The sequence below is a fragment of the Ruegeria sp. BHSC026 genome, assembly GCF_059613065.1.
The window spans coordinates 293,406-317,476 of record NZ_JBXWRV010000004.1; the positions used below are offsets into that span (position 1 = coordinate 293,406).

Here is a 24,071-nt window from a genome sequence, read left to right on the forward strand (position 1 = left end):
TCTGCTTTTGTGCGTTGTTTGAAATGCGTGTTCGCCGAAAGGTAGAATATCCGTTTATTTGCCGGGCATCCATGTGTCTTTTTTGCAGGCGGTGCCGAACGGCGGCCTTGGCTTGGGCATTGCGCTGGGCCGACAGTCGTGGCAGCCCTTGAGCCAATCGCAGGAGCATGGACATGAAACGGGCAGAGCAGGTTACATTCGGCGGATCGGGGCTGCACCGTGCCGCTGATATTCGCGCCAACGGCGAAGAACTGGAGGCGGCCCGCAGGGACCCGATGTCGCGCTGCCTGTTGCTGTGGCGGGGCAAGATCTTGGTGCAGGGCGGCGATCTGGATCAGCTGGCCTGGGTGCCGATGACCCACGCTCTGGTGCAGAGCGGCCCCGGGGGGGCCGTCGAACAGCCCGTTTTCATGGGGAAGTCCGACGCGGGCGCGCCCTTGTTTGCCGCCGACATATCTGATTGGCCGGCCGACGGGCTGGACTTGTCTGGAGTCGGGGCCTTTGTCGATCGCTCCGAGCAGCAGCATCCGAACCTGCCCACCGGTCATGTCTTTGCCGAGCTGCGTCGCATCATGACCCGTCTGTCGCCCCGCGATGCCGAAATCGCCGCGACGGCGAAGGCGGTGATCGGCTGGCACGAAACCCATCGGTTCTGCGCCCGGTGCGGAACCCGCAGCGCCCCGGCACAGGGCGGCTGGCAGCGGGCTTGCCCCGAATGTGGCGCCCAGCACTTCCCGCGCACCGATCCGGTGGTCATCATGCTGGTCACCTTTGGCGACGCAGTGCTGATGGGGCGCTCGCCCGGCTGGCCCGAGGGGATGTATTCACTGTTGGCCGGATTCGTCGAACCGGGCGAAACGCTCGAGGCCGCCGTGCGACGCGAGGTCATGGAAGAAGCCGGCGTGCCGGTCGGTGCGGTCAGCTATCTGGCCAGCCAGCCCTGGCCGTTTCCAGCTTCGCTGATGTTTGGATGTGCGGCACAGGCCCTGTCGCAGCGGCTGATGATCGATCCGGTCGAGATCGAAGACGCGATCTGGGTGTCGCGCGCTGACATGATGCAGGCCTTTGCCGGGGAACACCCGCGGTTGATGCCGGCGCGAAAAGGCGCGATCGCGCATTTTCTTCTGCGCAACTGGCTTGCGGATACACTGGACTAGCGAGACACTGGCAAAAATACCGAACGATCAAGGCGTACATGCAGTTTTCGGCACAGGAAGACATTCAGGTCCCCATCTCGGACGTTTTCGAGATGGTCGCGGATTTCGGGCGTTTCGAACGCATGGCCCTGCGGCGCGGGACCGAGGTGCGGCGGACCTTCGATACGCCTTCCCCCGGGGTCGGCGCCTGTTGGGATGCCGAATTCAAGGTGCGCGGTCGAACGCGCCGCATGTCGGTCGAACTGGCCGAGTTCGAACGCCCGTCGCTGATGCGGTTCGTGGCCGCGGGTAAGGGCATGACCAGCCTGACCACGGTCGAGTTGCTGCCGCTGTCGCAGCGGCACACGAGGTTGTCCATCGAAATGTCGCTGGCCGCCCAGACTTTGCCCGCACGGCTGTTGCTGCAATCGTTCAAGCTGGGAAAAACTCGGTTTCGCCGCCAGTTCCAGTTGCGGCTGGGTGATTTCGCCCGCGAAATGGAAACCCGGTACGCGCACGGGGGCTGACGGCGCCCGGCCGCAAGTCGCTAGCCCCGAGGCCGCGCGGCGGGATAGACCCCCAGTATTTCGACATTCGTGGTGAAATGCTGCAACTCGTCCATCGCCAACTGCACGTTGCGGTCGTCGGGATGGCCGACGATGTCGGCATAGAATTGCGTCGCCGTGAAGGAACCGTCGACCATGTAGCTTTCCAGCTTGGTCATGTTGATGCCGTTCGTCGCGAACCCGCCAAGCGCCTTGTACAGCGCCGCCGGGATGTTGCGGACCTGGAAGACGAAGCTGGTGATCATGCCATGCGCACCCCGGCGCGTCTCGTCCACTTCGCGCGACATGACAAGGAACCGGGTGGTGTTGTCGTCATTGTCCTCGATATGCCGAGCCAGAACGTTCAGCCCATAGATCTCGCCCGCCAGTTCGCTGGCAAGGGCTGCCGAGTGTTTGTCTCCGGCCTCGGCAACCTCGCGCGCGGCGCGGGCATTGTCGGGGCTGACCCGGCCCCGGATGCCGTGTTCCTGCAGAAAGCCCGCGCATTGCGGCAGCAGGACCAGGTGTGAATGCGCCTCGGTAATGTCTTCAAGCGTTGCGCCGGGGACCGCCAGAAGGTTGATGTGCACACGCACGAAGGCTTCGTCGATAATGTGCAGCCCGCTGTGCGGCAGCAAACGGTGGATGTCGGCGACGCGGCCATAGGTGGTGTTCTCGACCGGCAGCATCGCCAGATCGGCCTGGCCCGACCGGACCGATTCGATCACGTCCTCGAAGGTGCGGCAGGGCAGGGGCTCCATGTCGGGGCGGGCCATGCGGCAGGCTTCGTGGCTGTAGGCGCCGGGTTCGCCCTGAAATGCGATGCGATTGGTCATTTGGTCGATTCCGTGCAACAAGTTACAGAATTGGGCGTTTGGTCGCGGTGTCTATACCTTGCCTCTTGCAAGGGGAAGCCTTAGACACCCCGCAGACAGCTGAAATGGACTCGCGATCAATGTTTGACACGATGACAGTTACCAAGGCCGCAGCCGGCCTGTTCGGTGCCTTTCTTTTCTTCCTCCTGGCGAAATGGGGGGCTGACGTTCTGTATAGCACGGACGCGCATGGTGAAATGGCCGCCTATGTGATCGAAACGGAAAGCGCCGGCGAAAGCGCTGACGGCGAAGAAGTGGTCTTTGCCGATCTGCTGGCCGCGGCCGATCCTGAAAAGGGAGCCAAGGTGTTCCGCAAGTGCTCGGCCTGCCACAAGCTCGAGAAGGGCGCGAACGGCACCGGCCCGTACCTGTACGCCGTCGTGAACCGTCCGATCGCATCGGCCGAAGGGTTCGGCGGGTATTCCGCCGCGATGCAGTCGCATGGCGGCAACTGGACGCCCGAGGAACTGGATGCCTTCCTGGCCAATCCGAAAGGCTATATCCAAGGCACTTCGATGAGCTTTGCGGGCCTGAAAAAACCTGAAGACCGTGCCGATCTGATCGCCTATCTGCAGACGATCGGCGGCTGATTGGTCAGGGTCCGTGACTTGCGAAAGCCGCTGCCGATGTGCAGCGGCTTTTTCGTATCAACAAATCTTCACAAAGCGCTCACGCAGTCTAAACTTGCAACTGCCATCGCTGGCCCGTTAGCTAGCGTGGACAGACATGGAACCGAGACGAACGCGAAGGATGACCTGCATGAAACCCGTTTTACCTGGCGCGCGTGTACTGAGTATTGGGCATTGGGCGTCAGCGTTGGGGCTTTCGGCGGCGATCATGGCGCTGCAGACAGTGCCGGGCGTGGCAGATGAGGGCGACATCATCCGCAGCCACGGGTATTCGTATTTCGGCAACCTGGACTATCCGGCCGACTATGCGCATCTGAACTATGTGAACCCCGATGCGCCCAAGGGGGGCGAGCTGTCGCTGGCGGCGTCGGGGACGTTTGATTCGCTCAACCCCTATTCCCGCAAGGGGCGGGCCGGTGCTTTGACCACGTTGCAATACGACCGGTTGATCGACAGTTCGGATGACAGCATTGGCCAGTATTACGGCGTGCTGGCCGAAAGCCTGGAATATGACGCCGACCGCAACTGGGTCATCTTCCATCTGCGCCCCGAGGCGACCTTCTGGGACGGCACACCGGTCACGGCCGAGGACGTCGTCTACAGCCACCGCCTGTTCATCGAGCAGGGCCTGCCATCCTATGCGCAGGCCGTGGGCCGCATGGTCACTGGCGCCGAAGCTCTGGACACCCACACGGTGAAATTCACCTTCAATCCTGAATTGACCGCCCGCAGCCGGATCGAGACGGTGGGGTCCACCCCGGTGTTTTCGAAGGCCTGGTTCGAGGCCGACCCGTCGCGTCGCCTGGACGAGCCGCGGCTTGAGGTCGCCGTGGGGTCGGGACCCTACAAACTGGACAGCTACGACATCAACCGGCGCATCGTCTACAAGCGGCGCGACGACTATTGGGGCAAGGACCTGCCGTTCAACAAGGGGCGGTTCAACTATGACAGCATCCGGGTCGAGTATTTTGCGGATCAGACCGCGGCCTTCGAGGCGTTCAAGGCCGGCGAATACACGTTCCGCATCGAAAGCGACCCCAAGCTGTGGGCGACCGGGTATGATTTTCCCAAGGTCGCGCAGGGCTATGTGGTGAAGGATGCGATCCCCGACGGCAGTCCGCCGAATCCGTCCGGTTTCGTGTTCAATCTGGCGCGCCCGCAATTCGCCGACAAGAATGTGCGCAAGGCGCTGGCGCTGGCGTTCAATTTCGAATGGGCCAATGAATCGCTCCTGTACGGTCTGAACTCGCCGCGTGATTCCTTCATCGAAGGCACCCCGCTCGAGGCGAAGGATGTCCCGCAGGGTCCCGAGTTGGAGTTTCTGAAGTCGCTGGGCGGCGTGGTGCCGCCGGAACTGCTCATCCAGCCGGTGGAAACGGTGCATCAATCGAACCCGGCACGGCTGAACGACCGGCGCAACTTGCGCAAGGCCGCGAAGCTGCTGGACGAGGCCGGATGGCCCGTGGGCGAGGGCAACGTGCGCCGCAACGCCCAGAGTCAAACCTTGCGGGTGAACATCCCGTACCCCTCCAACCTGCCGACCTCGACGGCCACGATGATCGAGACCTTCGTGCAGAACCTACAGGCCATCGGCGTGGACGCGACGGCGGAAAAGGTCGACCCGGCGCAATATACGCTGCGCAGCCGCGAACGTGACTACGACATGGTGTATTCCACCCGCTACAGCGCTTTCCTGTCCACCGGCGGCGGGCTGAGCCAGATGTACGGCTCGAAAGAGGCCGCGTTCAGCCTGTTCAACCCGGCCGGACTTGCCAGCCCCCTGGTGGACGCCATCATCGAGGCGTCTTTCGCCACGACCAACCAGACCGAGCAGGACGCGGCGCTGATGGCGCTTGACCGGGCCCTGCGGTACGAGTTCTTCATCATCCCCGACGGGTATATCGCGGAATACTGGACGGCCTACTACGACATGTATGAATATCCCGAACAGCTGCCGCCCTATTCGCTGGGTTATCTGGATCTGTGGTGGATCAACCCGGAAAAGGAAGCGGCCCTGAAAGCGGCAGGCGCGTTGCGGTAACATGGGCGCCTATATCCTTAGACGCCTGTTGCTGGTCATTCCGACCCTTCTGGGCATCATGATCGTCAACTTCACGCTGGTGCAGTTCGTGCCTGGCGGGCCAATCGAACAGATTATCGCCCAGATCGAAGGGCAGGGCGATGTGTTCGCGGGTTTTGCCGGATCGGGCGATGCCGGGGCCGGTGCCGAACCCGGCGGCGGCGTCTTCGATGACAAATACGTGGGCGCCCGCGGGTTGCCGCCGGAATTCATCGCCGAACTGGAGAAAGAGTTCGGGTTCGACAAACCGCCGATCGAGCGGTTCCTGAACATGATGGGCAACTATCTGACGCTGGATTTCGGCGAAAGCTACTTCCGCTCGGTTTCGGTGATTGACCTCGTGCTGGAAAAGATGCCGGTCTCGATCTCGCTGGGCCTTTGGTCGACGCTGATTGCTTATCTGGTCTCGATCCCGCTGGGCATCCGCAAGGCGGTCAAGGATGGTTCACGCTTTGACACCTGGACCAGCGCTGCCATCATCGTGGCCTATGCCATTCCGGGCTTCCTGTTCGCGATCCTGCTGCTGGTTCTGTTTGCGGGCGGGTCCTACTGGCAGATCTTCCCGCTCAGAGGGCTGACCTCGGATAATTGGGAAGACCTCAGCCTGCTGGGCAAAGTGGCCGACTATTTCTGGCACATCGCCCTGCCGACCATCGCGCTGACAATCTCGGCCTTTGCCACGCTGACGCTGCTGACCAAGAATTCGTTTCTGGACGAGATCAAGAAGCAATACGTCATGACTGCCCGCGCCAAGGGCCTGAGTGAACGGCGGGTTTTGTACGGCCACGTATTCCGCAATGCGATGCTGATCGTGATCGCCGGCTTTCCGGCGGTGTTCATCGGCGTGTTCTTCGGCGGGTCGATCATCATCGAGACGATATTCTCGCTGGATGGTTTGGGCCGTCTGGGCTTTGAGGCCGCGGTGGCGCGCGATTATCCGGTGATCTTCGGGACGCTGTTCATCTTCGGTCTGCTCGGGCTGGTCGTCGGCATCATCAGCGACTTGATGTATGTGCTGGTCGATCCGCGCATCGATTTCGAGAAACGCGAGGGGTAAATGGCGCTTTCTCCTCTGAACCAGCGCCGCTGGCGCAATTTCTGCCGCAACCGCCGGGCCTTTTGGTCGCTGATCATCTTCTCGGTGCTGTTCGGCCTGTCACTGTTTGCGGAATTCATCGCCAATGACAAACCGATCCTGGTGAAGTACCGGGGCGAGTTCTACACGCCCATCTTCAATTTCTACGCCGAGACCGAGTTCGGCGGCGATTTCGAGACCGAGGCGATTTACCGCGACCCCGAGGTTCAGTGCCTGATCGACAGCGGCGGGCTGGAGGAGTGTTTCGACGACCCCGAAGGCATCATCGAGCAGATCGAAGCGGGAACATTCCAGGCCGAAGGTTTCGAGCGGGGCTGGGCGATTTGGCCGCCGATCCCCTATTCCTACAACACCAGCGTCGACCGCCCCGGCGCAGCACCCCTGCCGCCTAACGGGCAGAACCTGCTGGGCACTGACGACACCAAGCGCGACGTTCTGGCGCGTGTCATCTATGGCTTCCGCCTGTCGATCCTGTTCACCCTGATCGTCACCGGTGCGGCCAGCCTGATCGGTATATTCGCCGGCGCGCTGCAGGGCTTTTTCGGCGGCTGGCTGGACCTGATCTTCCAACGCATCATCGAGATCTGGTCAGCGACGCCTTCGCTTTACGTCATCATCATCATGTTCGCGGTGCTGGGGCGAAGTTTCTGGCTGCTGGTGTTCCTGATGATCCTGTTTTCCTGGACGGGGCTGGTGGGCGTGGTGCGGGCCGAGTTCCTGCGCGCCCGCAACCTGGAATATGTGCGCGCGGCCAAGGCGCTGGGCGTGGGCAACCTGACGATCATGTTCCGCCACATGCTGCCCAACGCGATGGTGGCCACGCTGACCTTCATGCCCTTCATCGTGACCGGCACGATCGGGGGGCTGGCCAGCCTCGATTTCCTTGGCTTCGGGCTGCCGTCCTCGGCCCCGTCTCTGGGTGAGCTGACCCTGCAGGCCAAGCAAAACCTGCAGGCCCCGTGGCTGGCCTTCACCGCCTTTTTCACCTTTGCCATCATGCTGTCGCTGCTGGTCTTCATCTTCGAAGGCGTGCGTGACGCGTTCGACCCGCGAAAGACCTTCTCATGAGCTTGCTGGATGTGAAAAACCTCAGGGTCTCGTTCCGCCAGGACGGGCAGGTGACCACGGCGGTTCGGGGCGTGTCGTTCCATGTCGATCGCGGGGAAACCGTGGCGCTGGTGGGCGAATCCGGCTCGGGCAAATCGGTCACCGCGCTGTCTACCGTGTCGTTGCTGGGCGACAGCGCGATCGTCGAAGGGTCGGTCACCTATGACGGTCAAGAGATGATCGGCGCCTCGGAGCAGCGCCTGATGGAGGTGCGCGGCAATGACATCAGCTTCATCTTTCAGGAGCCGATGACCTCGCTGAACCCGCTGCACACGATCCAGAAGCAGATGGCGGAATCGCTGGCCCTGCACCAGGGTCTGACGGGCGACGCGGCGCGCGCCCGGATCGTCGAATTGTTGAACAAGGTCGGCATCCGCGACCCCGAGGAACGGCTGGACGCCTATCCCCATCAGCTGTCCGGCGGACAGCGGCAGCGGGTGATGATCGCCATGGCGCTGGCCAATCAGCCCGATATCCTGATCGCTGACGAGCCGACCACTGCGCTGGACGTGACCATTCAGGCGCAGATCCTCGAGCTGCTGGTCGAGCTGCAGAAATCGGAAAACATGGGGATGTTGTTCATCACCCATGATCTGGGCATCGTGCGGCGCATCGCCGACCGGGTCTGCGTGATGAAGGATGGCGAGATCGTCGAGACCGGCCCGGTGGCCGAGATCTTCGACAACCCTCAGCACCCCTATACCCGCAAGCTGCTGGCGGCCGAACCCAAAGGCATTCCCGATCCGATAGACCCCGCGGCCGAAGAAGTGGCCCGGACCGAGCATCTGAAGGTCTGGTTCCCGATCCAGCGCGGGTTCCTGAAACGCACGGTCGGCTATGTGAAGGCGGTGAACGACGCTACGCTCAGCGTGCGGGCAGGCGAGACCTTAGGGATCGTGGGCGAAAGCGGCTCGGGCAAGACCACGCTTGCGCTTGCGATCATGCGTCTGATCGCTTCCGAGGGCGGGATCACCTTCCGTGGGCAGGATGTGCGCCGCTGGTCCACGCGTGAACTGCGCCGCCTGCGGAAGGACATGCAGATCGTGTTCCAGGACCCGTTCGGCAGCCTCAGCCCGCGTATGACCTGCCAGCAGATCATCGCCGAGGGTCTGGCGATCCACAAGGTCGATCCGCACCGTGCCCCGCGCGAGTTGGTGGCCGAGGTGATGACCGAGGTGGGCCTGGACCCGGCGGCCATGGACCGCTACCCGCACGAATTCTCGGGCGGGCAACGCCAGCGCATCGCGATCGCCCGCGCCATGGTGCTGCGGCCCAAGCTGCTGGTGCTGGATGAACCCACCAGTGCGCTGGACATGACGGTGCAGGTGCAGATCGTCGAATTGCTGCGCGACCTGCAGAAGAAATACGGGTTGGCCTACCTGTTCATCAGCCACGACCTGAAGGTGGTGCGGGCGATGTCGCACAAGGTGATCGTCATGCGCAACGGAGACGTGGTTGAAATGGGCGCTGCCGAAGACCTGTTCGTCAACGCCCGTGATGACTATACCCGCGAACTGATCGCTGCGGCGGGTTAGGCGTTGGCCGCTTCGCGCGCCGCCGATTTCGGCACCGGGCCGCGCAGCTCTTCATAGTGGTCGAACTGCAGCTTGACCCAGCCGGTGCCGCGCGTGGCGCTGGCCAGCGTGCGGTGCAGTTCGTCCTCGGCCACGGCGGGCAGCTGGGCGTTGAAGATCTCCCAGCCCGGCGCGTTCGGGTTGCCCTCGAACCCCAGAACCTGCCCTTGAAGCGAGCTGATCGTGGGTACCAGATCGCCCACGAAGGCCGACGGAACGTGGATCTCGGCGTTCAGGATCGGCTGCAACACGACGGGTTTGGCCTGTGGCAAGGCCTCGCGCACGGCGTTCTTGCCTGCCGTCCGGAAGGCAAAATCGGAACTGTCCACGTTGTGATGCTTGCCGTCATGCAGGGTGACCTTCACATCCACCACCGGAAAGCCCTCGGGGCCCTGCGCCAACGCATCGACCGCGCCTTGTTCGACCGAAGGGATATAGTTCTTGGGCACCGCGCCGCCCTTGACCACCTCGTCGAATTGAAAACCTGATCCGCGCGGCAGCGGCGCGACCGAGATCACCACATCGGCGAACTGCCCCGCGCCGCCGGATTGCTTGCGGTGGCGGTGCCGGTGTTCGACCGTGGCGCGAATGGTCTCGCGATAGGCAGTCTCGACCGGAGAGGTCTCGATCTCGATTCCGAAATCCTCGGCCAGCTTGGCGACCACCCGCCGCATGTGCTGCGGCCCTTGGGAACCAAGAACGGCGTGGCCGCTCAGCTCGTCCTGTTCCAGCGTCAGGCCCGGGTCGATCTCGACCAGCCGGGACAGCGCGTTGGAGAGGCGCACGTCGTCGCGTTCATGGGCCGGCGACACCACCTGCCGATAGGCGACCGGATGAGCCGTGGCCCAATCCGGCAGCTGCGTGGAGCCGCTGCTGTCATAGATATTGCCGGGGTTGAGGTGATCGGATTTCACCGCCAGCCCGATCTCGCCGGCCTTCAGCCCGTCGATTTGGGTCTTTGCGTCCAGCGCGGTCAGGTTGCCAACGGTTTCGCCGCCCAGCGGGTCATGCGCCTTGATCCCGTCGCCCAGCCCCCGCAGGACGGTGATCTTGCCGATGTGCTTCTTGACGTCGGCAAACCCGGCGATGGCGCGGGCGGCCTCGGGCGCCGCGTCCCGGTCGGCGGCGATGTCGAATTCGGGCGCCTCGTGCCGCAGGGCCTTCATCAGGCGGGTCAGCCCGTTGCCATGGCTGGCCGCGCCCAGACAGGCCGGGATCAGCTGGTGGTTCTGCAACACCTGCGCGGCCAGGTCATAGATCTCGGCGCTTGGCGGCTGCTTGTCCTCGATCAGCTGCTCAAGCAGGTGATCGTCGAAATCCGACAGGGTTTCGAGCAGTTCGGTGCGGGCTTCGGCCTCGCGATCGGCCACCGATTGCGGCAGTTCGATCAGCGCCGAGGGCTGACCTTCCTGATATTTCCACGCGCGCTCCGAGATCAGGTCGACGGCGCCGACGATGGTTTCGCCTTCACGGATCGGCACCTGTCGCAGGGTGATGTGATGGCTGCAATAGGTCTGCAGCGCGGCGATGATGTCGCGGATGCGGCCGTTGGGGTTGTCCATCCGGTTGATGAACAGAAAGCAGGGAATGCCCGCCTCCTCGACCAGCCGCAGATAAGGGGCGCACAGAACCGCCGCGTCCGGGTCCGGCGGAACCGCTACCACGGCCGCGTCGGAAATGGCCATGGCGGGTCCGGCATAGGCCAGCGCATCGCCCCCGCCATCCACGTCGATCGCGCACCACGGTTCGTCCAGATAAGAAAAACCGTGCAGATGCACGGTTCCGGACAGGTCGAATGTGGTGGGCCGGCCATCAAGGCGACTGATGGCCTCGACCAGTGTTGTCTTGCCCGATTGGCTGGGGCCGAGGACGGTAAAAACGCGCATGGGTGCTGTCCCTTCGTCAAGTTGCAGAGTGGTTGCACGAAAGGAGCTGTCGAACGCGGATGCGCCGGCGAGTCTGTCTGAATGATGGCCTGCCTCGGCGTCGGGCGGCCTGCCGCCCGCCTTCCGAGTGTGGGGAAAACCCACCGCGCGCGTCAACCCCCCGCTTTTTTGCGTTGTGGCGACTGGCCGGCTTGCGGCCTGCCGCCTGTCGTCAGATCGCCGAGCTGTGGCCCGCCTTGCTCAGGTCATAGGCGTCGAAGGTCCGGGCGATCATCCGGGTCAGGGCGCGCGCTTCGGGCGGGATCAACAGCCCGTCATCGGTGATCTGCAACAACCCGTCGAAGGCGTCATTGGCGCGCTGGTACATCGCCGTCAGCTCGGCCGCCGAGATGTCGTGGTCGCGCAGGATCTCGGCCGTGTCGATGCGGAATTCGCACATCAGGGCCTCGATCAGGCGGGCGCGCAGGATGTCCTGACCCTTGAACAGATGCCCGCGCGAGGTCGAGAATTGGCCTTCGCGCACCGCGTTGGTATGGGCCGAAGTGGCCGGTGCGTTCTGCGCATAACCCTGTGGGAAGCGCGAGATCGAGCTGGCGCCGACGCCGATCAGAACCTCGGCCTGATCGTCGGTATAGCCCTGGAAGTTCCGCTTGAGCCGTCCGGCTTTCAGCGCGTGGGTCAGCCCATCATCCTTGGTGGCGAAATGGTCAATGCCGATTTCTTCGTAATTGTCCCACAGGAACAGACGGCGGGCGGTGTCGAACAGCTCAAGCCGCTGTTCCGGCGTCGGCAGGGCGTCGGACGGGATCAGCTGCTGGCGTTTCGCCATCCACGGTACATGCGCATAGCCATACAATGCCACCCTGTCGGGGCTTAGCGACAGCAGCTTTTGCACGCTTTCGGTCATCCGCGCCTTGGTCTGGTGCGGCAGTCCGTACAGGATGTCGGCGTTCAGGCTGGGCACACCGCGCTCGCGGATCATGTCGATCGCTTCGCGGGTGGTGTCATAGCTCTGGATGCGCCCGATCGTCTTCTGGATCTCGTCGTCGAAATCCTGAACCCCGATCGAGGCGCGGTTCATCCCGGCCTCGGCCAGCGCATCCAGACGGGCGGCATCCACCTCGTTGGGGTCGATCTCGACCGAGAATTCCGCGTTGGGTCCAAGTGGGACGATGCCCAGAATATGCGCGGCCAGTTCGCGCATCAGGTCGGGGTTCAGCAGCGTGGGCGTGCCCCCGCCCCAATGCAGGCGCGACAGGGTCACCCCGCTGGGCAGGCGCGCGGCCAGCAGGTCCAGTTCGGCCTTGAGGACATCGACATAGGCGATGACCGGGTTGTCGGTCTGGGTGCCCTGGGTGCGGCAGGCGCAGAACCAGCACAGCCGGCGGCAGAACGGCACATGAACATAGAGCGAGATCGAACTGCCCGGCCGGATGGCGGAAATCCAGTCGCTGAACATGTCGGGCCCCACGTCATTGCTGAAGTGGGGGGCGGTCGGATAGCTGGTATAACGCGGTACCTTCGCGTCAAATAGTCCAAGCTTTGCCAATTGAGGTTTTACTATCATGGCGACACCGGTATAGGCTCGGAAACCAGAAGACCTTGACCGAGATCAAGTGGACGCGCGCATGACCCTGACTACACTCGTTGACCATTCGAACTGCGAAGACTGTCCAATTCGTCACCGAGCGGTGTGCGCGCGCTGTGACGCGGACGAGTTGGTCGCGTTGGAAGAGATCAAGTATTATCGCAGCTTCGAGGCGGGGCAGACGATCATCTGGTCGGGCGACCAGATGAATTTCGTCGGCTCGGTGGTGTCTGGAATTGCATCGTTGACGCAAACCATGGAGGACGGGCGCACCCAGATGGTGGGCTTGCTGCTGCCCAGCGATTTCGTCGGCCGCCCGGGGCGCGAGTCGGCGCCTTATGACGTGGTGGCCACGACCGACGTGGTCATGTGCTGTTTCCGCAAGAAACCGTTCGAAGACTTGATGAACAGAACGCCGCATATCGCGCAGCGTCTGCTGCAGATGACGCTGGACGAACTCGACGCCGCGCGTGAATGGATGTTGGTCCTGGGCCGCAAGACCGCGCGCGAGAAGATCGCCAGCCTGCTGTCGATCATCGCCCGTCGGGACGCCTCGGTCAGCCAAAAGGGGCTTTCGGGACCGATCGTGTTCGATCTGCCGCTGACGCGCGAGGCGATGGCCGACTATCTGGGCCTGACGCTGGAAACGGTCAGCCGTCAGATATCGGCCCTGAAAAAGGACGAGGTGATCCTGCTGGAAGGCAAGCGCCACGTCACCGTGCCGGATATCGGGCGCCTGATGGAAGAAGCCGGCGACGACGCTGATGGCGGCTTTCTGGTCTGAGGGCATATCTGACAGCACAGTGCCCGGCGATCTTGATGCGTGACGCCAAGGCGCGTCCGTGCTCTAACTAAGGGCGCATCAACCCAAGTCAGGGAGCGGTCATGGAATTCAGCAGTATATTAGCGATGTTGTTCATCGGCGCGATTGCCGGGTGGCTGTCGGGCAAGATCATGTCCGGCCGCGGGTTTGGCCTGGTCGGCAACATCATCGTCGGTGTCGTCGGGGCGTTTCTGGCGGGGACGATCTTTCCGGCGCTTGGATTTTCCGTAGGCGGCGGGATTTTCTCGTCGATCTTCTTCGCCACGATCGGGGCGGTGATCCTTTTGTTCCTGATCGGGCTGGTCAAGAAGGTCTGAGCCAGTGGGCCGCCCCAACCCGAGGCGGCCGACCCTGTTTCCCGTCAATGCGCCATGAAAACCGGCACGGCGGATTTTTCCAGCATGTTCCGCGTGGCGCCGCCCAGAATGGCCTCGCGGAAGCGGGAATGTCCGTAGGCCCCCATTACGATCATGTCGGCCGCGGTGTCCTCGGCATGGCGGTTCAGAATGTCCGACACGCGGGTCATCGTCTTGCTGAGCACGTCGATTTCGCATCTCACCCCGTGCCGGGCCAGCATTTGCGACAACAGCCCGCCCGGGTCCGACCGATCAGGGCCGTGGGTCGGCGGATCGATCACGACGATCCGGGTCAGATCCGCCGCCATCAGGAACGGCAGGGCGAACCGGATAGCGCGCATCGCCTCGACACTTTCGTTCCACCCGATCAGAACGGTGCGCGGCCGAGACACGATTTCCGCGTTATCCGGCACCACCAGAACCGGGGCGTGGCCGTCGAACATCGCGGCCTCGATGATGGGCTCGGCCTCGGCGCCCCGGCCTTCGCCATAGGGTTGCGGCAGCACCACCAGATCCGAGAATCGGGCCCTGTGGGCGACATGCCGGCCCAGATCTGCGATCTGCGCGACGCCGCTTTCGGCCGACCAGCGCACGCCGGACTTGCCCAGGAATTCTTCGGCGAATTTCAGGTTCTCCTCAGCCTCGGCATTGGCCCGGTTCAGGGTTTCCTGCAAGATCAGCGCATTGGCCCCGGCATAGTAGTATCCGGTCTGGCTGCGATCGACGCCCAGACACAGCGCTTCGGCATGGGCATCCTGAGCTTCGGCCAAAGCAGCCATCTGCTCCAGCGCCTTTTTTGCGAATTTTGTTTCCGTCACGACTGAGAGAAGCGATTTGTAAGCCATCTTGACCTCATTGTTCCATTGCTCGGTGCGGCGGTTTCGAGCAGGTCATTCATTTGGTTATGCGTGTCACAGTTTTCACTCTATTGTCTTGATACAGATCAAAGCAGTAGGGCCCGCGGTTGGCCGATACAGCAGGCAGTCAAAAAAGCCGCGCGCGGCAAGAGAATCGCGTGCGGCATGGCAAAGGGACGCAATATGTCGAATTACATCAAGCTGATCGCGCTTGGCCTGGTCACGCTGTTCGCAGCGATCGGGGCCAACTATGCGCGGGATTTGGCGTATCAGGTGCATGCGATACTGGTGATGCTGATCGCCGGTGGCCTGTTCATCTGGACGCTTCGCAACACCGACGAGCCCGACATTCTTGTCGATCGCTCGGGGGAATACATGGACGGCGTGATCCGCTATGGCGTGATCGCAACCGCCTTTTGGGGCGTCGTCGGATTCCTCGCGGGTACGTTCATCGCATTTCAACTGGCTTTCCCGGTGCTCAATTTCGAATGGGCCCAAGGATACCTGAACTTTGGCCGTCTGCGTCCGCTGCACACCTCGGCCGTGATCTTCGCCTTTGGCGGCAACGCGCTGATCGCCACGTCCTTCTACGTGGTGCAACGCACCAGCGCGGCACGTCTATGGGGCGGAAACCTCGCCTGGTTCGTGTTCTGGGGCTATCAGCTGTTCATCGTGCTGGCCGCGACCGGCTATGTGCTGGGCGGCACCCAGTCCAAGGAATATGCCGAGCCGGAATGGTATGTCGATCTGTGGTTGACCATCGTCTGGGTGGCCTATCTGGCCGTGTTCCTGGGCACGATCGTGAAACGGAAAGAGCCGCATATCTACGTGGCCAACTGGTTCTATCTGTCCTTCATCGTGACCGTCGCGATGCTGCACCTGGTCAACAACATGACCCTGCCGGTCAGCATCTGGGGCTCGAAATCCGTGATCGTCTGGTCGGGCGTGCAGGATGCGATGATCCAGTGGTGGTACGGCCACAACGCCGTGGGCTTCTTCCTGACCGCAGGCTTTCTGGGCATGATGTACTATTTCATCCCGAAACAGGCCGAACGCCCGGTCTTCAGCTATAAGCTGTCGATCATCCACTTCTGGGCGCTGATCTTCATCTATATCTGGGCCGGTCCTCACCACCTGCACTACACCGCGCTGCCTGACTGGGCCTCGACGCTGGGCATGGTGTTCTCGGTCGTGCTGTGGATGCCTTCGTGGGGTGGCATGATCAACGGTCTGATGACGCTCTCGGGCGCATGGGACAAGCTGCGCACCGACCCGGTCATCCGCATGATGGTCATCTCGGTCGGTTTCTACGGCATGTCCACCTTCGAAGGCCCGATGATGTCGATCCGTGCGGTAAACTCGCTGTCGCACTACACCGACTGGACCATCGGCCACGTGCACTCGGGTGCGCTGGGCTGGAACGGCATGATCACCTTTGGTGCGCTGTACTTCCTGGTGCCGGTTCTTTGGAAACGTGAGCGCCTGTACTCGCTGCAGATGGTCAGCTGGCACTTCTGGCTCGCCACCATCGGCATCGTGCTCTACGCCGCGTCGATGTGGGTGACCGGCATCATGGAAGGCCTGATGTGGCGTGAAGTGGATGCCAACGGCTTCCTGGTGAACTCGTTCGCCGACACTGTGGCGGCCAAGTTCCCAATGTACGTGGTGCGTGCCTTGGGCGGCGTGCTGTACGTCGCGGGTGCAGTGATCATGTGCTACAACCTGTGGATGACCGTCCGGAAGGCGCCGGCCAAAGAGGCCAGCCTGACCGTCGCGGTCCCGGCTGAATAAGGAGGGCCGGAGCAATGGCAATTCTTGACAAACACAAGATCCTCGAGACCAACGCGTCCCTCCTGCTGATCTTCAGCTTCCTGGTCGTGACCATCGGTGGCATCGTGCAGATCACGCCCCTGTTCTACCTTGAGAACACCATCGAGAAGGTGGAGGGCATGCGCCCCTACACCCCTCTCGAAATGGCGGGACGGGAAATCTACCTCCGCGAAGGCTGCTATGTCTGCCACAGCCAGATGATCCGCCCGATGCGGGACGAGGTCGAACGCTATGGCCACTACTCGCTGGCGGCCGAGTCGATGTACGACCACCCGTTCCAGTGGGGCTCCAAGCGCACCGGGCCGGACCTGGCCCGCGTCGGCGGCCGCTACTCGGACGAATGGCACGTGGACCATCTGCGTGATCCGCAATCGGTGGTGCCGGAATCGGTGATGCCGAAGTACGGCTTCCTCGAACGGCGCAAGCTGGACGGAAAGTATATCGGCGACATCATGGCGGCGAACGCCGCGGTCGGAACGCCCTATACCGACGAGATGCTGGAGAACGCGGAGGCGGATTTCCGCGCTCAGGCCGATCCCGACAGCGACTATGACGGTCTGCTGGAGCGCTATGGCGACAAGGTGAACGTGCGCAACTTTGACGGCCAGCCCGAGCTGACTGAAGCGGATGCGCTGATCGCCTATCTGCAGATGCTGGGGACGCTGGTCGATTTCTCGACCTTCACCCCGGACGCGAACCGGTAAGGGGGCTGTCATGGAGCAATACACGATCCTTCGGCAATTCGCCGACAGTTGGATGCTGCTGGCCCTCTTCGCCTTCTTCATCGGCGTGGTGATCTGGGTGTTTCGGCCCGGTGCCAGCAAGCAATACGAGGATACTGCCGGCATACCGTTTCGGCATGAAGACAAACCCGCCACATCCGAGGAGGCGCGGAAATGAGCAAAGCACCCGAAAAGAAGCCGGGCGATCCCGGTACGACCGGCCACGAATGGGACGGCATCGAAGAGTTCAACAACCCGCTTCCGCGCTGGTGGCTGTGGACCTTCTACGTCACGATCTTCTGGGGCGTCATCTACACGATCCTCTATCCGGCTTGGCCGCTGGTGAACCACGCGACGGCCGGTGTTCTGGGATGGTCGTCGCGCGCCAACGTGGATGCGGAAATCGCCGCGGTGGAGGAGGCGAATGCACCGATCACCGCACGCCTTGAGCAGGCCGAACTGATCGACATCGCTGCCGATCCCGACCTCAGCAGTTTCGCGGTATCCTCTGGCGCGGCGGTGTTCCGGACTTGGTGCGCTCAGTGCCACGGTTCGGGCGCGGCGGGCGCCGTCGGTTATCCGAACCTCCTGGACGACTCGTGGCTCTGGGGTGGAGATCTGGAATCGATCTATCACACCGTCGCCGCCGGCATCCGCAACGAGGAATATGACGAGGCGCGCTATTCCGAGATGCCCGCCTTCGGTCGCGACGAGCTGTTGACGACCGAGGAGATCTCGCAAGTCGTCAACTATGTCATGTCGCTTTCCGGAGAGCCGAACGATCCCGCGCTGGTCGAGGCCGGATCCGTCGTCTATGCCGACAACTGCGCCTCCTGCCACGGCGAAAACGCCGAAGGCGACCGCGACCAGGGCGCGCCGAACCTAGCGGACGCGATCTGGCTCTATGGCGGCGACTACGACACCCTGACCGACACCGTGACCAACAGCCGCTTCGGCGTCATGCCCGGTTGGCAAAACCGTCTCAGCGAAGCGCAGATTCGCGCGGTTTCGCTCTACGTCCACCAATTGGGTGGCGGTCAGTAGACACAAGAAAACCTTCGGGCGGTTCGCCGCCCGAAGGCCTAGGTGCCGGCTGTTCCATCTGTTCGCGCGTTTCCTGAACAGCCGGCACCATTTTTCCAAACCTAGTGCGTGTCGCGGCGCCGGTCCAGAATTTGGCGCGGCAGTTGCGCGCATCGCCCCGGCTGCCTGCGGCATTTCGTCGATGATGATACACGACCGGTTGGCGCCTATTTTGAGACATGCCAGATCCGGCGCGTTTATGACTCTGCCCGGCAGTAAGGTTTCGCCGAAACGGCGGCAATGCGATAGTGTCGGGTTCAGGTGTGACAAAAGATGTCTGTACGATGCGCTTTTGACCCATGTCAAAGTTAACGCGTTCATGATCTGGAACAAGTCGCCAGAAAACAGCCTGATCCGGAGCCAGCCCGTGAGCGATTCCAATCCCGCCCCCAGCCTTTATGCCGCCCGAGAGCCGATCTTTCCCAGACGCGTGTCAGGAAAGTTCCGCGACCTCAAATGGATCATCATGGCAGTCACGCTCGGCATTTATTATGTGACGCCGTGGATCCGCTGGGACCGTGGCCCCAGCCTGCCGGACCAAGCGGTACTTTTGGACCTGGCGAACCGGCGGTTCTATTTCTTCTGGATCGAGATCTGGCCGCACGAATTCTATTTCGTCGCGGGTCTGCTCATCATGGCTGGTCTCGGGCTGTTTCTGTTCACCTCGGCGCTTGGGCGCGTGTGGTGCGGCTATGCCTGCCCGCAAACGGTCTGGACCGATCTGTTCATCCTGGTCGAGCGCTGGATCGAGGGCGACCGCAACGCCCGCCTGCGTCTGCACAGGCAGAAAAAGCTGGACTTCCACAAGGCGCGGCTGCGCCTGTCGAAATGGACGGCCTGGTTTCTGATCGGTCTGGCCACGGGTGGGGCTTGGGTTTTCTATTTTGCCGATGCGCCGACGCTGGCGCGCGATCTGATCACTGGCAATGCCCACCCGATCGCCTATACAACGATGCTGATCCTGACCGGCACGACCTTTTTCTTCGGTGGATTCGCACGCGAACAGATCTGCATCTATGCCTGCCCCTGGCCGCGCATCCAGGCAGCGATGATGGACGAGGACACGCTGGTCGTGGGCTATCGCGAGTGGCGGGGTGAACCCCGCGGCAAGGGCAAGAACCGCGAAGGCCTGGGCGACTGCATCGACTGTTATGCCTGCGTCAACGTCTGCCCGATGGGGATCGACATCCGCGACGGGCAGCAGCTGGAATGCATCACCTGCGCCCTGTGCATCGATGCCTGCGACGAAGTGATGGAAAAGGTCGGCAAGCCACGCGGCCTGATCGACTACATGGCGCTCAGCGACGAGCAGCGCGAACGCGCAGGGCATCCGCCCAAGAGCATCTGGAAGCATATCTTCCGTCCGCGCACGATCCTGTATTCGTCGCTGTGGTCGGCGGTGGGGGTTGCCCTGCTGTTCGCCCTGTTCATCCGTTCGGACATCGACCTGACGGTGGCGCCGGTGCGCAACCCGACCTTCGTGACCATGTCCGACGGCTCAATCCGCAATACCTATGACGTGCGGCTGCGCAACAAGCACGGCGAGGACCGGTTGTTCAAGCTGTCGCTGGTGGGCGATCCCGCGATGAAGCTGCAGATCGAAGGTACGCCGCTGGATACCGTGAACGTCCCGGCCGATACCGCGCATTTGACGCGCGTGTATATTGTCGCCGACAAGGATTCGGCTCCGGCGGCGGCGGACACGACACCAGTCCGCATCTGGGTCGAGGATTTGGCCAGCGGCGAGCGGGCCTACAAGGACACCACTTTCAATGGGCGGGGGAACTGAGACATGAGCGAACGGCAATTCACCGGCAAACATGCTCTGGCCGTATTCGTGGGGGCGTTTGGCGTCATCATCGCGGTCAACCTCGTTCTGGCCTACAGCGCGGTCAAGACGTTCCCGGGACTCGAGGTCAAGAACTCGTACGTGGCCAGCCAGGAGTTCAACGAACGTCTGCGCGAACAGCAGGCGCTGGGTTGGGACGCCACGGCTGAGACCAAGGGCGGGCTGTTGATCCTCCGCATCACCGACGCGCAGGGCGATCCGGTGCGCGTGGCCGAATTGCAGGCCGTCGTGGGGCGTGCCACCCATGTGCGCGACGATTTCACGCCGGATTTCACCTTTGACGGTGTGGCCTATTCCGCCCCGGCGACTCTGGCCACGGGCAATTGGAACATCCGGCTGGTGGCGCGTGACAATGACGGAGCCGAGTTTTCCCGCCGCATTCCGCTGTATGTGAAGGGGTAATCCGATGAGCGGGCAGATCACGCCGACTGCTGCAGCCTGTCCCGGGTGCATTGCCGCCCCGGCTGATGCGGCCCGTCCGGTTCCGCCGGATGCACAGATCGCGTTGTCGCTGCCCGGCATTCACTGCTCAGCCTGTATGGCGAATGTCGAGCAGGCCCTGAACGCCGTGCCCGGCGTGCAGGACGCGCGCGTGAACCTGACGCTGAAGCGGGCGCTGATCAAGGCCGCACCGAATCTGCGTGCCGCCGATCTGATCCCGGTGCTCGAACGGGTTGGATACGAGGCGCACGAGTTGGACGCCGGCGCGCTGTCCGCCACCCAGACCGACAAGGCCGGGCGAGATCTGCTGATGCGGTTGGCGGTTGCCGGCTTTGCCTCGATGAACGTGATGTTGCTGTCGGTGTCGGTCTGGTCCGGGGCCACGGACGCGACACGCGACATGTTCCACTGGATCTCGGCGGCGATCACACTGCCGGCGATCGCCTTCTCGGCCCAGCCCTTTTTCGAAAACGCCTGGAGCGCGCTGCGCGTGCGCCGCCTGAACATGGACGTGCCGATCGTGCTGGCAATCCTGCTGGCGCTGGTCACTTCGCTGTGGGAAACCGCGCTGAGCGGTAAGCATGCCTATTTCGATGCGGCGCTGACGCTCACCTTCTTTCTGCTGGCGGGGCGGTATCTGGATTACCGCACCCGTGCCGCCGCCCGCTCGGCGGCCGAGGAATTGACGGCGCTCGAGGTCCCCCGCGCCATTCGCCTGCGCAACGGGGCCGAGGAGGAGGTCGCCGTCGCGGCGCTGAAGGTGGGCGACCTGATACTGGTGCGCCCCGGCGCCCGCATGCCCGTGGACGGCCAGATCGTGTCGGGCCGGTCCGAGCTGGACCGGTCGTTGCTGACCGGCGAGACGCTGCCGGTATTCGCGCAACCCGGCACGCAGGTCAGCGCCGGCGAGGTGAACCTGACCGGCCCGTTGACCATCCGCGCCACGGCGGTGGGCGAGGACACCTCGCTGCACCGGATGGCCGATCTGGTGGCCATCGCCGAATCCGGGCGGTCGCGCTATACCTCGCTGGCTGACAAGGCGGCCAAGCTTTACGCGCCCGGCGTGCATATTCTGTCGGCGCTCAGCTTCGTGGGCTGGTACCTCTATTCCGGCGATATCCGTACGGCGCTCAACATCGCCGCCGCAGTGCTGATCATCACCTGTCCCTGTGCGCTGGGGCTGGCGGTTCCGGCGGTGACGACGGCGGCATCAGGGCGCCTGTTCCGCAAGGGGATGCTGATCAAGCACGCCACGGCGCTGGAACGTCTGGCCGAGGTCGACACGGTCGTGTTCGACAAAACCGGCACTCTGACCGCAGGTACGCCGGATCTGGTGAACCTGCCTGAAATCGCCCGGAACGATTTGGCCATTGCGTTGGCGCTGGCCGAGGCGTCGGCGCACCCCTTGTCGGTTGCCTTGGCGCGCGCGGCGCGGGATGCGGGGATCACCCCGGCGGATATCTCCGAGATCGCCGAGGTTCCGGGTTTTGGCGCCGAGGGTCAGCATGCCGGACAACGGGTGCGTTTGGGCCGGGCAGAATGGGTGGGTGCACCGGACAGCGCTGAGACCACGGCGTGGCTGGCGGTGGGGGGCCGCGCGCCCGTTGCCTTCCGGTTTGTCGACAGTCTGCGCCCCGGAGCGGCCGAGGCAGTGCGCGCCCTGCGCGACGGCGGCAAGAATGTCATCCTGATCTCGGGCGATACGTCGAGTGCCGTGCAGGCTTTGGCCGAGAAGCTGGGTATCGAGAGCTGGATCGCCCGGGCCCTGCCGCAGGACAAGGCGGCCCACATCCAGAAGCTGACTGATCAGGGCCATCGCGTTCTGATGGTGGGTGACGGGCTGAATGACACGGCGGCGCTGGCGGCGGCGCATGTGTCGATCTCGCCAGCCTCGGCACTGGACGCGGCGCGTGTGGCCTCGGATATCGTGCTGCTGGGCACCGATCTGTCGCCGATCGCCGATGCCTGTCGGACTGCTGAAAAGGCAACGAAGCGGATTCGCGAAAACTTCCGGATCGCGACCATCTACAACGTGATCGCCGTGCCGCTGGCGGTGGCCGGCCTGGCAACGCCCCTGATCGCGGCCTTGGCGATGTCGACCTCGTCGATTACCGTATCCCTGAACGCCCTGCGCCTGAGGTGACCTGAATGGAAGTGCTGGCTTATCTGATTCCGATTTCCTTGTTTCTGGGCGGCGTTGGCCTTGTGGCCTTCATCTATACCGTGCGCACCAACCAGTATGATGACCCCGAGGGCGACGCCCGCCGCATCCTGAGCAACCAGTGGGATGATCACCCCAAGCCGTGACGGTCCCGTCGGCGGCCCTTGAAATTGCCGCAATGCCCGGCTATGTCCGGCCCATTCGCTAGCAGAGAGATCATGCCTCATGGCCACCACAAACCCCATCCAGTTCATTCAGCAAGTCCGTGCCGAAGTCTCGAAGGTCGTCTGGCCGACCCGGCGCGAGGTGCTGCTGACCACGGTCATGGTGTTCATCATGGCGGCGCTGACCGCGGTGTTCTTCGCGCTGGTCGATCTGGGCATCCGCGGCGGGCTGCAACTGATCCTGGGTGCGTTCAACTAGGTCTGACCACGCGGGTGGGGCCGCGCAGGAGATCCCGTCATAACGCCCTCTTGGCGCACTGCCCTCTTGCACAGCGTGCGATGTCGGTTTAGGTGACGCGGTACCTTACGGGATGGGCGTGCGGCGATTCGGGCTGCGCGCCGCTTTTTATTCCGGATCACGCGGCGGGGCCGCGACAGAATTTCAATTCCGGTGCGCCCTTTGACGCGGCGCGCCAAAGGCAAACAAGGACGGCAGGTTCATGGCGAAACGGTGGTACTCGGTCAGCGTTCTTTCGAATTTCGAAAAGAAGATCGCAGAGCAGATCCGCACGGCTGTGGCCGAACAGGGCCTTGAGGACGAGATCGACGAGGTTCTGGTTCCCACCGAAGAGGTGATCGAGGTGCGCCGCGGCAAGAAGGTCACGACCGAGCGCCGCTTCATGCCCGGTTACGTTCTGGTCCACATGGAAATGTCGGACAAGGGCTATCACCTGATCAACTCGATCAACCGGGTCACGGGTTTTCTGGGCCCGCAGGGCCGCCCGATGCCGATGCGCGACGCCGAGGTGAACCAGATCCTCAACCGCGTGCAGGAAGGCGAAGAAGCGCCGCGCACCCTCATCAGCTTCGAGGTGGGCGAGAAGGTCAAGGTCAACGACGGCCCGTTCGAGGATTTCGACGGCATGGTCGAAGGCGTGGACGAAGAGAACCAGAAGCTGAAGGTTTCGGTCTCGATCTTCGGTCGCGAAACCCCGGTCGAGCTGGACTTTACCCAGGTGACCAAGCAGGGCTGAAGGCTCTTCCATCATTTTATGCGCGCCGCGATGTCACACGCATCGCGGCGTTTTTCATTTCGTGTGCAACGAGTCGGGGCGGGGCTTGTCTGCGCCCAAGTATCGACACATTTTTCTTGGATTTTTTCCAGCAGGGCAACAATCGAGGAACAGCTGAAAAATGACAGCTTTTGCGCAGGATGTAGAGGCCATCAAAGGCAAGGAGACGGTCAATGTTTCCAATCAACTTGTAGAA

At 62.8% G+C, this 24,071-nt stretch carries 24 protein-coding genes; 19 read left to right on the forward strand and 5 right to left on the reverse strand.

Translation table 11 applies throughout. The features are described 5' to 3' along the window. Window positions 1-173: 173 nt before the first annotated feature. Complete coding sequence (gene nudC / locus AC2FME_RS07715) at window positions 174-1,157, forward strand: NAD(+) diphosphatase (RefSeq protein ID WP_496800100.1); 984 nt, start codon at window positions 174-176, stop codon at window positions 1,155-1,157. A gap of 38 nt (window positions 1,158-1,195) precedes the next feature. Further along, complete coding sequence (locus AC2FME_RS07720; RefSeq protein ID WP_496800101.1) at window positions 1,196-1,663, forward strand: SRPBCC family protein; 468 nt, start codon at window positions 1,196-1,198, stop codon at window positions 1,661-1,663. A gap of 20 nt (window positions 1,664-1,683) precedes the next feature. On the opposite strand, the gene AC2FME_RS07725 is transcribed toward AC2FME_RS07720, so the two are convergent. Continuing rightward, window positions 1,684-2,517, reverse strand: coding sequence for a prephenate dehydratase (locus tag AC2FME_RS07725; RefSeq protein ID WP_490360572.1), 834 nt, complete (start codon window positions 2,515-2,517; stop codon window positions 1,684-1,686). Window positions 2,518-2,636: 119 nt separating this feature from the next. Between AC2FME_RS07725 and AC2FME_RS07730 the strand changes: the two genes are divergently transcribed. The 5 genes from AC2FME_RS07730 (at window position 2,637) to AC2FME_RS07750 (ending at window position 9,003) form a co-directional block, all read left to right on the forward strand. Next, window positions 2,637-3,146 carry a c-type cytochrome gene (locus AC2FME_RS07730; protein ID WP_496680455.1) on the forward strand — a complete coding sequence of 170 codons (510 nt, stop codon included), beginning with the start codon at window positions 2,637-2,639 and terminating at the stop codon, window positions 3,144-3,146. A gap of 169 nt (window positions 3,147-3,315) precedes the next feature. Next, complete coding sequence (locus AC2FME_RS07735) at window positions 3,316-5,226, forward strand: extracellular solute-binding protein (RefSeq protein ID WP_496800102.1); 1,911 nt, start codon at window positions 3,316-3,318, stop codon at window positions 5,224-5,226. Between the two features lies 1 nt (window position 5,227). Then, window positions 5,228-6,322, forward strand: a complete 1,095-nt coding sequence (locus AC2FME_RS07740; protein WP_496710696.1) for a microcin C ABC transporter permease YejB — start codon at window positions 5,228-5,230, stop codon at window positions 6,320-6,322. Beyond that, window positions 6,323-7,429 carry an ABC transporter permease gene (locus AC2FME_RS07745; protein ID WP_496680459.1) on the forward strand — a complete coding sequence of 369 codons (1,107 nt, stop codon included), beginning with the start codon at window positions 6,323-6,325 and terminating at the stop codon, window positions 7,427-7,429. Next, the gene (locus AC2FME_RS07750; protein WP_496800103.1) at window positions 7,426-9,003 is read left to right on the forward strand and encodes an ABC transporter ATP-binding protein; all 1,578 of its coding nucleotides are present in this window, start codon (window positions 7,426-7,428) and stop codon (window positions 9,001-9,003) included. The genes AC2FME_RS07745 and AC2FME_RS07750 overlap by 4 nt, the downstream gene beginning before the upstream one ends. Here AC2FME_RS07750 and AC2FME_RS07755 read toward each other — a convergent pair. Together AC2FME_RS07755 and hemN are read right to left on the reverse strand one after the other, a co-directional pair. Further along, window positions 9,000-10,928 carry an elongation factor G gene (locus tag AC2FME_RS07755; protein ID WP_496800104.1) on the reverse strand — a complete coding sequence of 643 codons (1,929 nt, stop codon included), beginning with the start codon at window positions 10,926-10,928 and terminating at the stop codon, window positions 9,000-9,002. The two genes, AC2FME_RS07750 and AC2FME_RS07755, sit on opposite strands and share 4 nt — an antisense overlap. Window positions 10,929-11,139: 211 nt before the next feature. Continuing rightward, entirely contained in the window at window positions 11,140-12,495 is a 1,356-nt protein-coding gene (hemN, locus tag AC2FME_RS07760; RefSeq protein ID WP_496800105.1) for an oxygen-independent coproporphyrinogen III oxidase, read from the reverse strand. 61 nt (window positions 12,496-12,556) lie between these two features. On the opposite strand from hemN, the gene fnrL reads away from it, so the two are divergent. Further along, complete coding sequence (gene fnrL / locus AC2FME_RS07765) at window positions 12,557-13,300, forward strand: transcriptional regulator FnrL (protein WP_496682877.1); 744 nt, start codon at window positions 12,557-12,559, stop codon at window positions 13,298-13,300. Window positions 13,301-13,401: 101 nt separating this feature from the next. After that, a complete protein-coding gene (locus AC2FME_RS07770; protein ID WP_496682874.1) occupies window positions 13,402-13,656 on the forward strand; it encodes a GlsB/YeaQ/YmgE family stress response membrane protein in 255 nt (84 codons plus the stop codon). Window positions 13,657-13,700: 44 nt separating this feature from the next. Here the strand turns inward: AC2FME_RS07770 and AC2FME_RS07775 are convergent, their stop codons facing one another. Then, window positions 13,701-14,540, reverse strand: coding sequence for a universal stress protein (locus AC2FME_RS07775; protein ID WP_496682871.1), 840 nt, complete (start codon window positions 14,538-14,540; stop codon window positions 13,701-13,703). Between the two features lie 195 nt (window positions 14,541-14,735). Between AC2FME_RS07775 and ccoN the strand changes: the two genes are divergently transcribed. From ccoN to nusG, 10 genes are all read left to right on the forward strand, one after another. After that, entirely contained in the window at window positions 14,736-16,343 is a 1,608-nt protein-coding gene (ccoN, locus tag AC2FME_RS07780) for a cytochrome-c oxidase, cbb3-type subunit I (RefSeq protein WP_496682869.1), read from the forward strand. Window positions 16,344-16,357: 14 nt separating this feature from the next. After that, window positions 16,358-17,086, forward strand: a complete 729-nt coding sequence (gene ccoO, locus AC2FME_RS07785) for a cytochrome-c oxidase, cbb3-type subunit II (protein WP_496682866.1) — start codon at window positions 16,358-16,360, stop codon at window positions 17,084-17,086. Between the two features lie 10 nt (window positions 17,087-17,096). Beyond that, on the forward strand, window positions 17,097-17,282 hold the full coding sequence (locus AC2FME_RS07790) for a cbb3-type cytochrome oxidase subunit 3 (protein WP_496682863.1): 186 nt from the start codon (window positions 17,097-17,099) through the stop codon (window positions 17,280-17,282). Continuing rightward, entirely contained in the window at window positions 17,279-18,148 is an 870-nt protein-coding gene (ccoP, locus tag AC2FME_RS07795; RefSeq protein ID WP_496682860.1) for a cytochrome-c oxidase, cbb3-type subunit III, read from the forward strand. The genes AC2FME_RS07790 and ccoP overlap by 4 nt, the downstream gene beginning before the upstream one ends. 406 nt (window positions 18,149-18,554) lie before the next feature. Beyond that, on the forward strand, window positions 18,555-19,976 hold the full coding sequence (gene ccoG, locus AC2FME_RS07800; RefSeq protein WP_496710690.1) for a cytochrome c oxidase accessory protein CcoG: 1,422 nt from the start codon (window positions 18,555-18,557) through the stop codon (window positions 19,974-19,976). A gap of 3 nt (window positions 19,977-19,979) precedes the next feature. After that, complete coding sequence (locus AC2FME_RS07805) at window positions 19,980-20,438, forward strand: FixH family protein (protein WP_496800106.1); 459 nt, start codon at window positions 19,980-19,982, stop codon at window positions 20,436-20,438. A gap of 4 nt (window positions 20,439-20,442) precedes the next feature. After that, the gene (locus tag AC2FME_RS07810; RefSeq protein WP_496800107.1) at window positions 20,443-22,620 is read left to right on the forward strand and encodes a heavy metal translocating P-type ATPase; all 2,178 of its coding nucleotides are present in this window, start codon (window positions 20,443-20,445) and stop codon (window positions 22,618-22,620) included. A gap of 5 nt (window positions 22,621-22,625) precedes the next feature. Next, the gene (gene ccoS / locus AC2FME_RS07815) at window positions 22,626-22,784 is read left to right on the forward strand and encodes a cbb3-type cytochrome oxidase assembly protein CcoS (protein ID WP_496682852.1); all 159 of its coding nucleotides are present in this window, start codon (window positions 22,626-22,628) and stop codon (window positions 22,782-22,784) included. Window positions 22,785-22,863: 79 nt separating this feature from the next. Next, on the forward strand, window positions 22,864-23,061 hold the full coding sequence (secE, locus tag AC2FME_RS07820; RefSeq protein WP_138842374.1) for a preprotein translocase subunit SecE: 198 nt from the start codon (window positions 22,864-22,866) through the stop codon (window positions 23,059-23,061). A gap of 241 nt (window positions 23,062-23,302) precedes the next feature. Beyond that, window positions 23,303-23,836 carry a transcription termination/antitermination protein NusG gene (gene nusG, locus AC2FME_RS07825; RefSeq protein ID WP_496689162.1) on the forward strand — a complete coding sequence of 178 codons (534 nt, stop codon included), beginning with the start codon at window positions 23,303-23,305 and terminating at the stop codon, window positions 23,834-23,836. A 16-nt stretch (window positions 23,837-23,852) separates the two neighbouring features. Here the strand turns inward: nusG and AC2FME_RS07830 are convergent. Beyond that, window positions 23,853-24,071 (reverse strand): hypothetical protein (locus AC2FME_RS07830; RefSeq protein ID WP_496800108.1); only part of this gene is annotated, 219 nt, incomplete at its 5' end.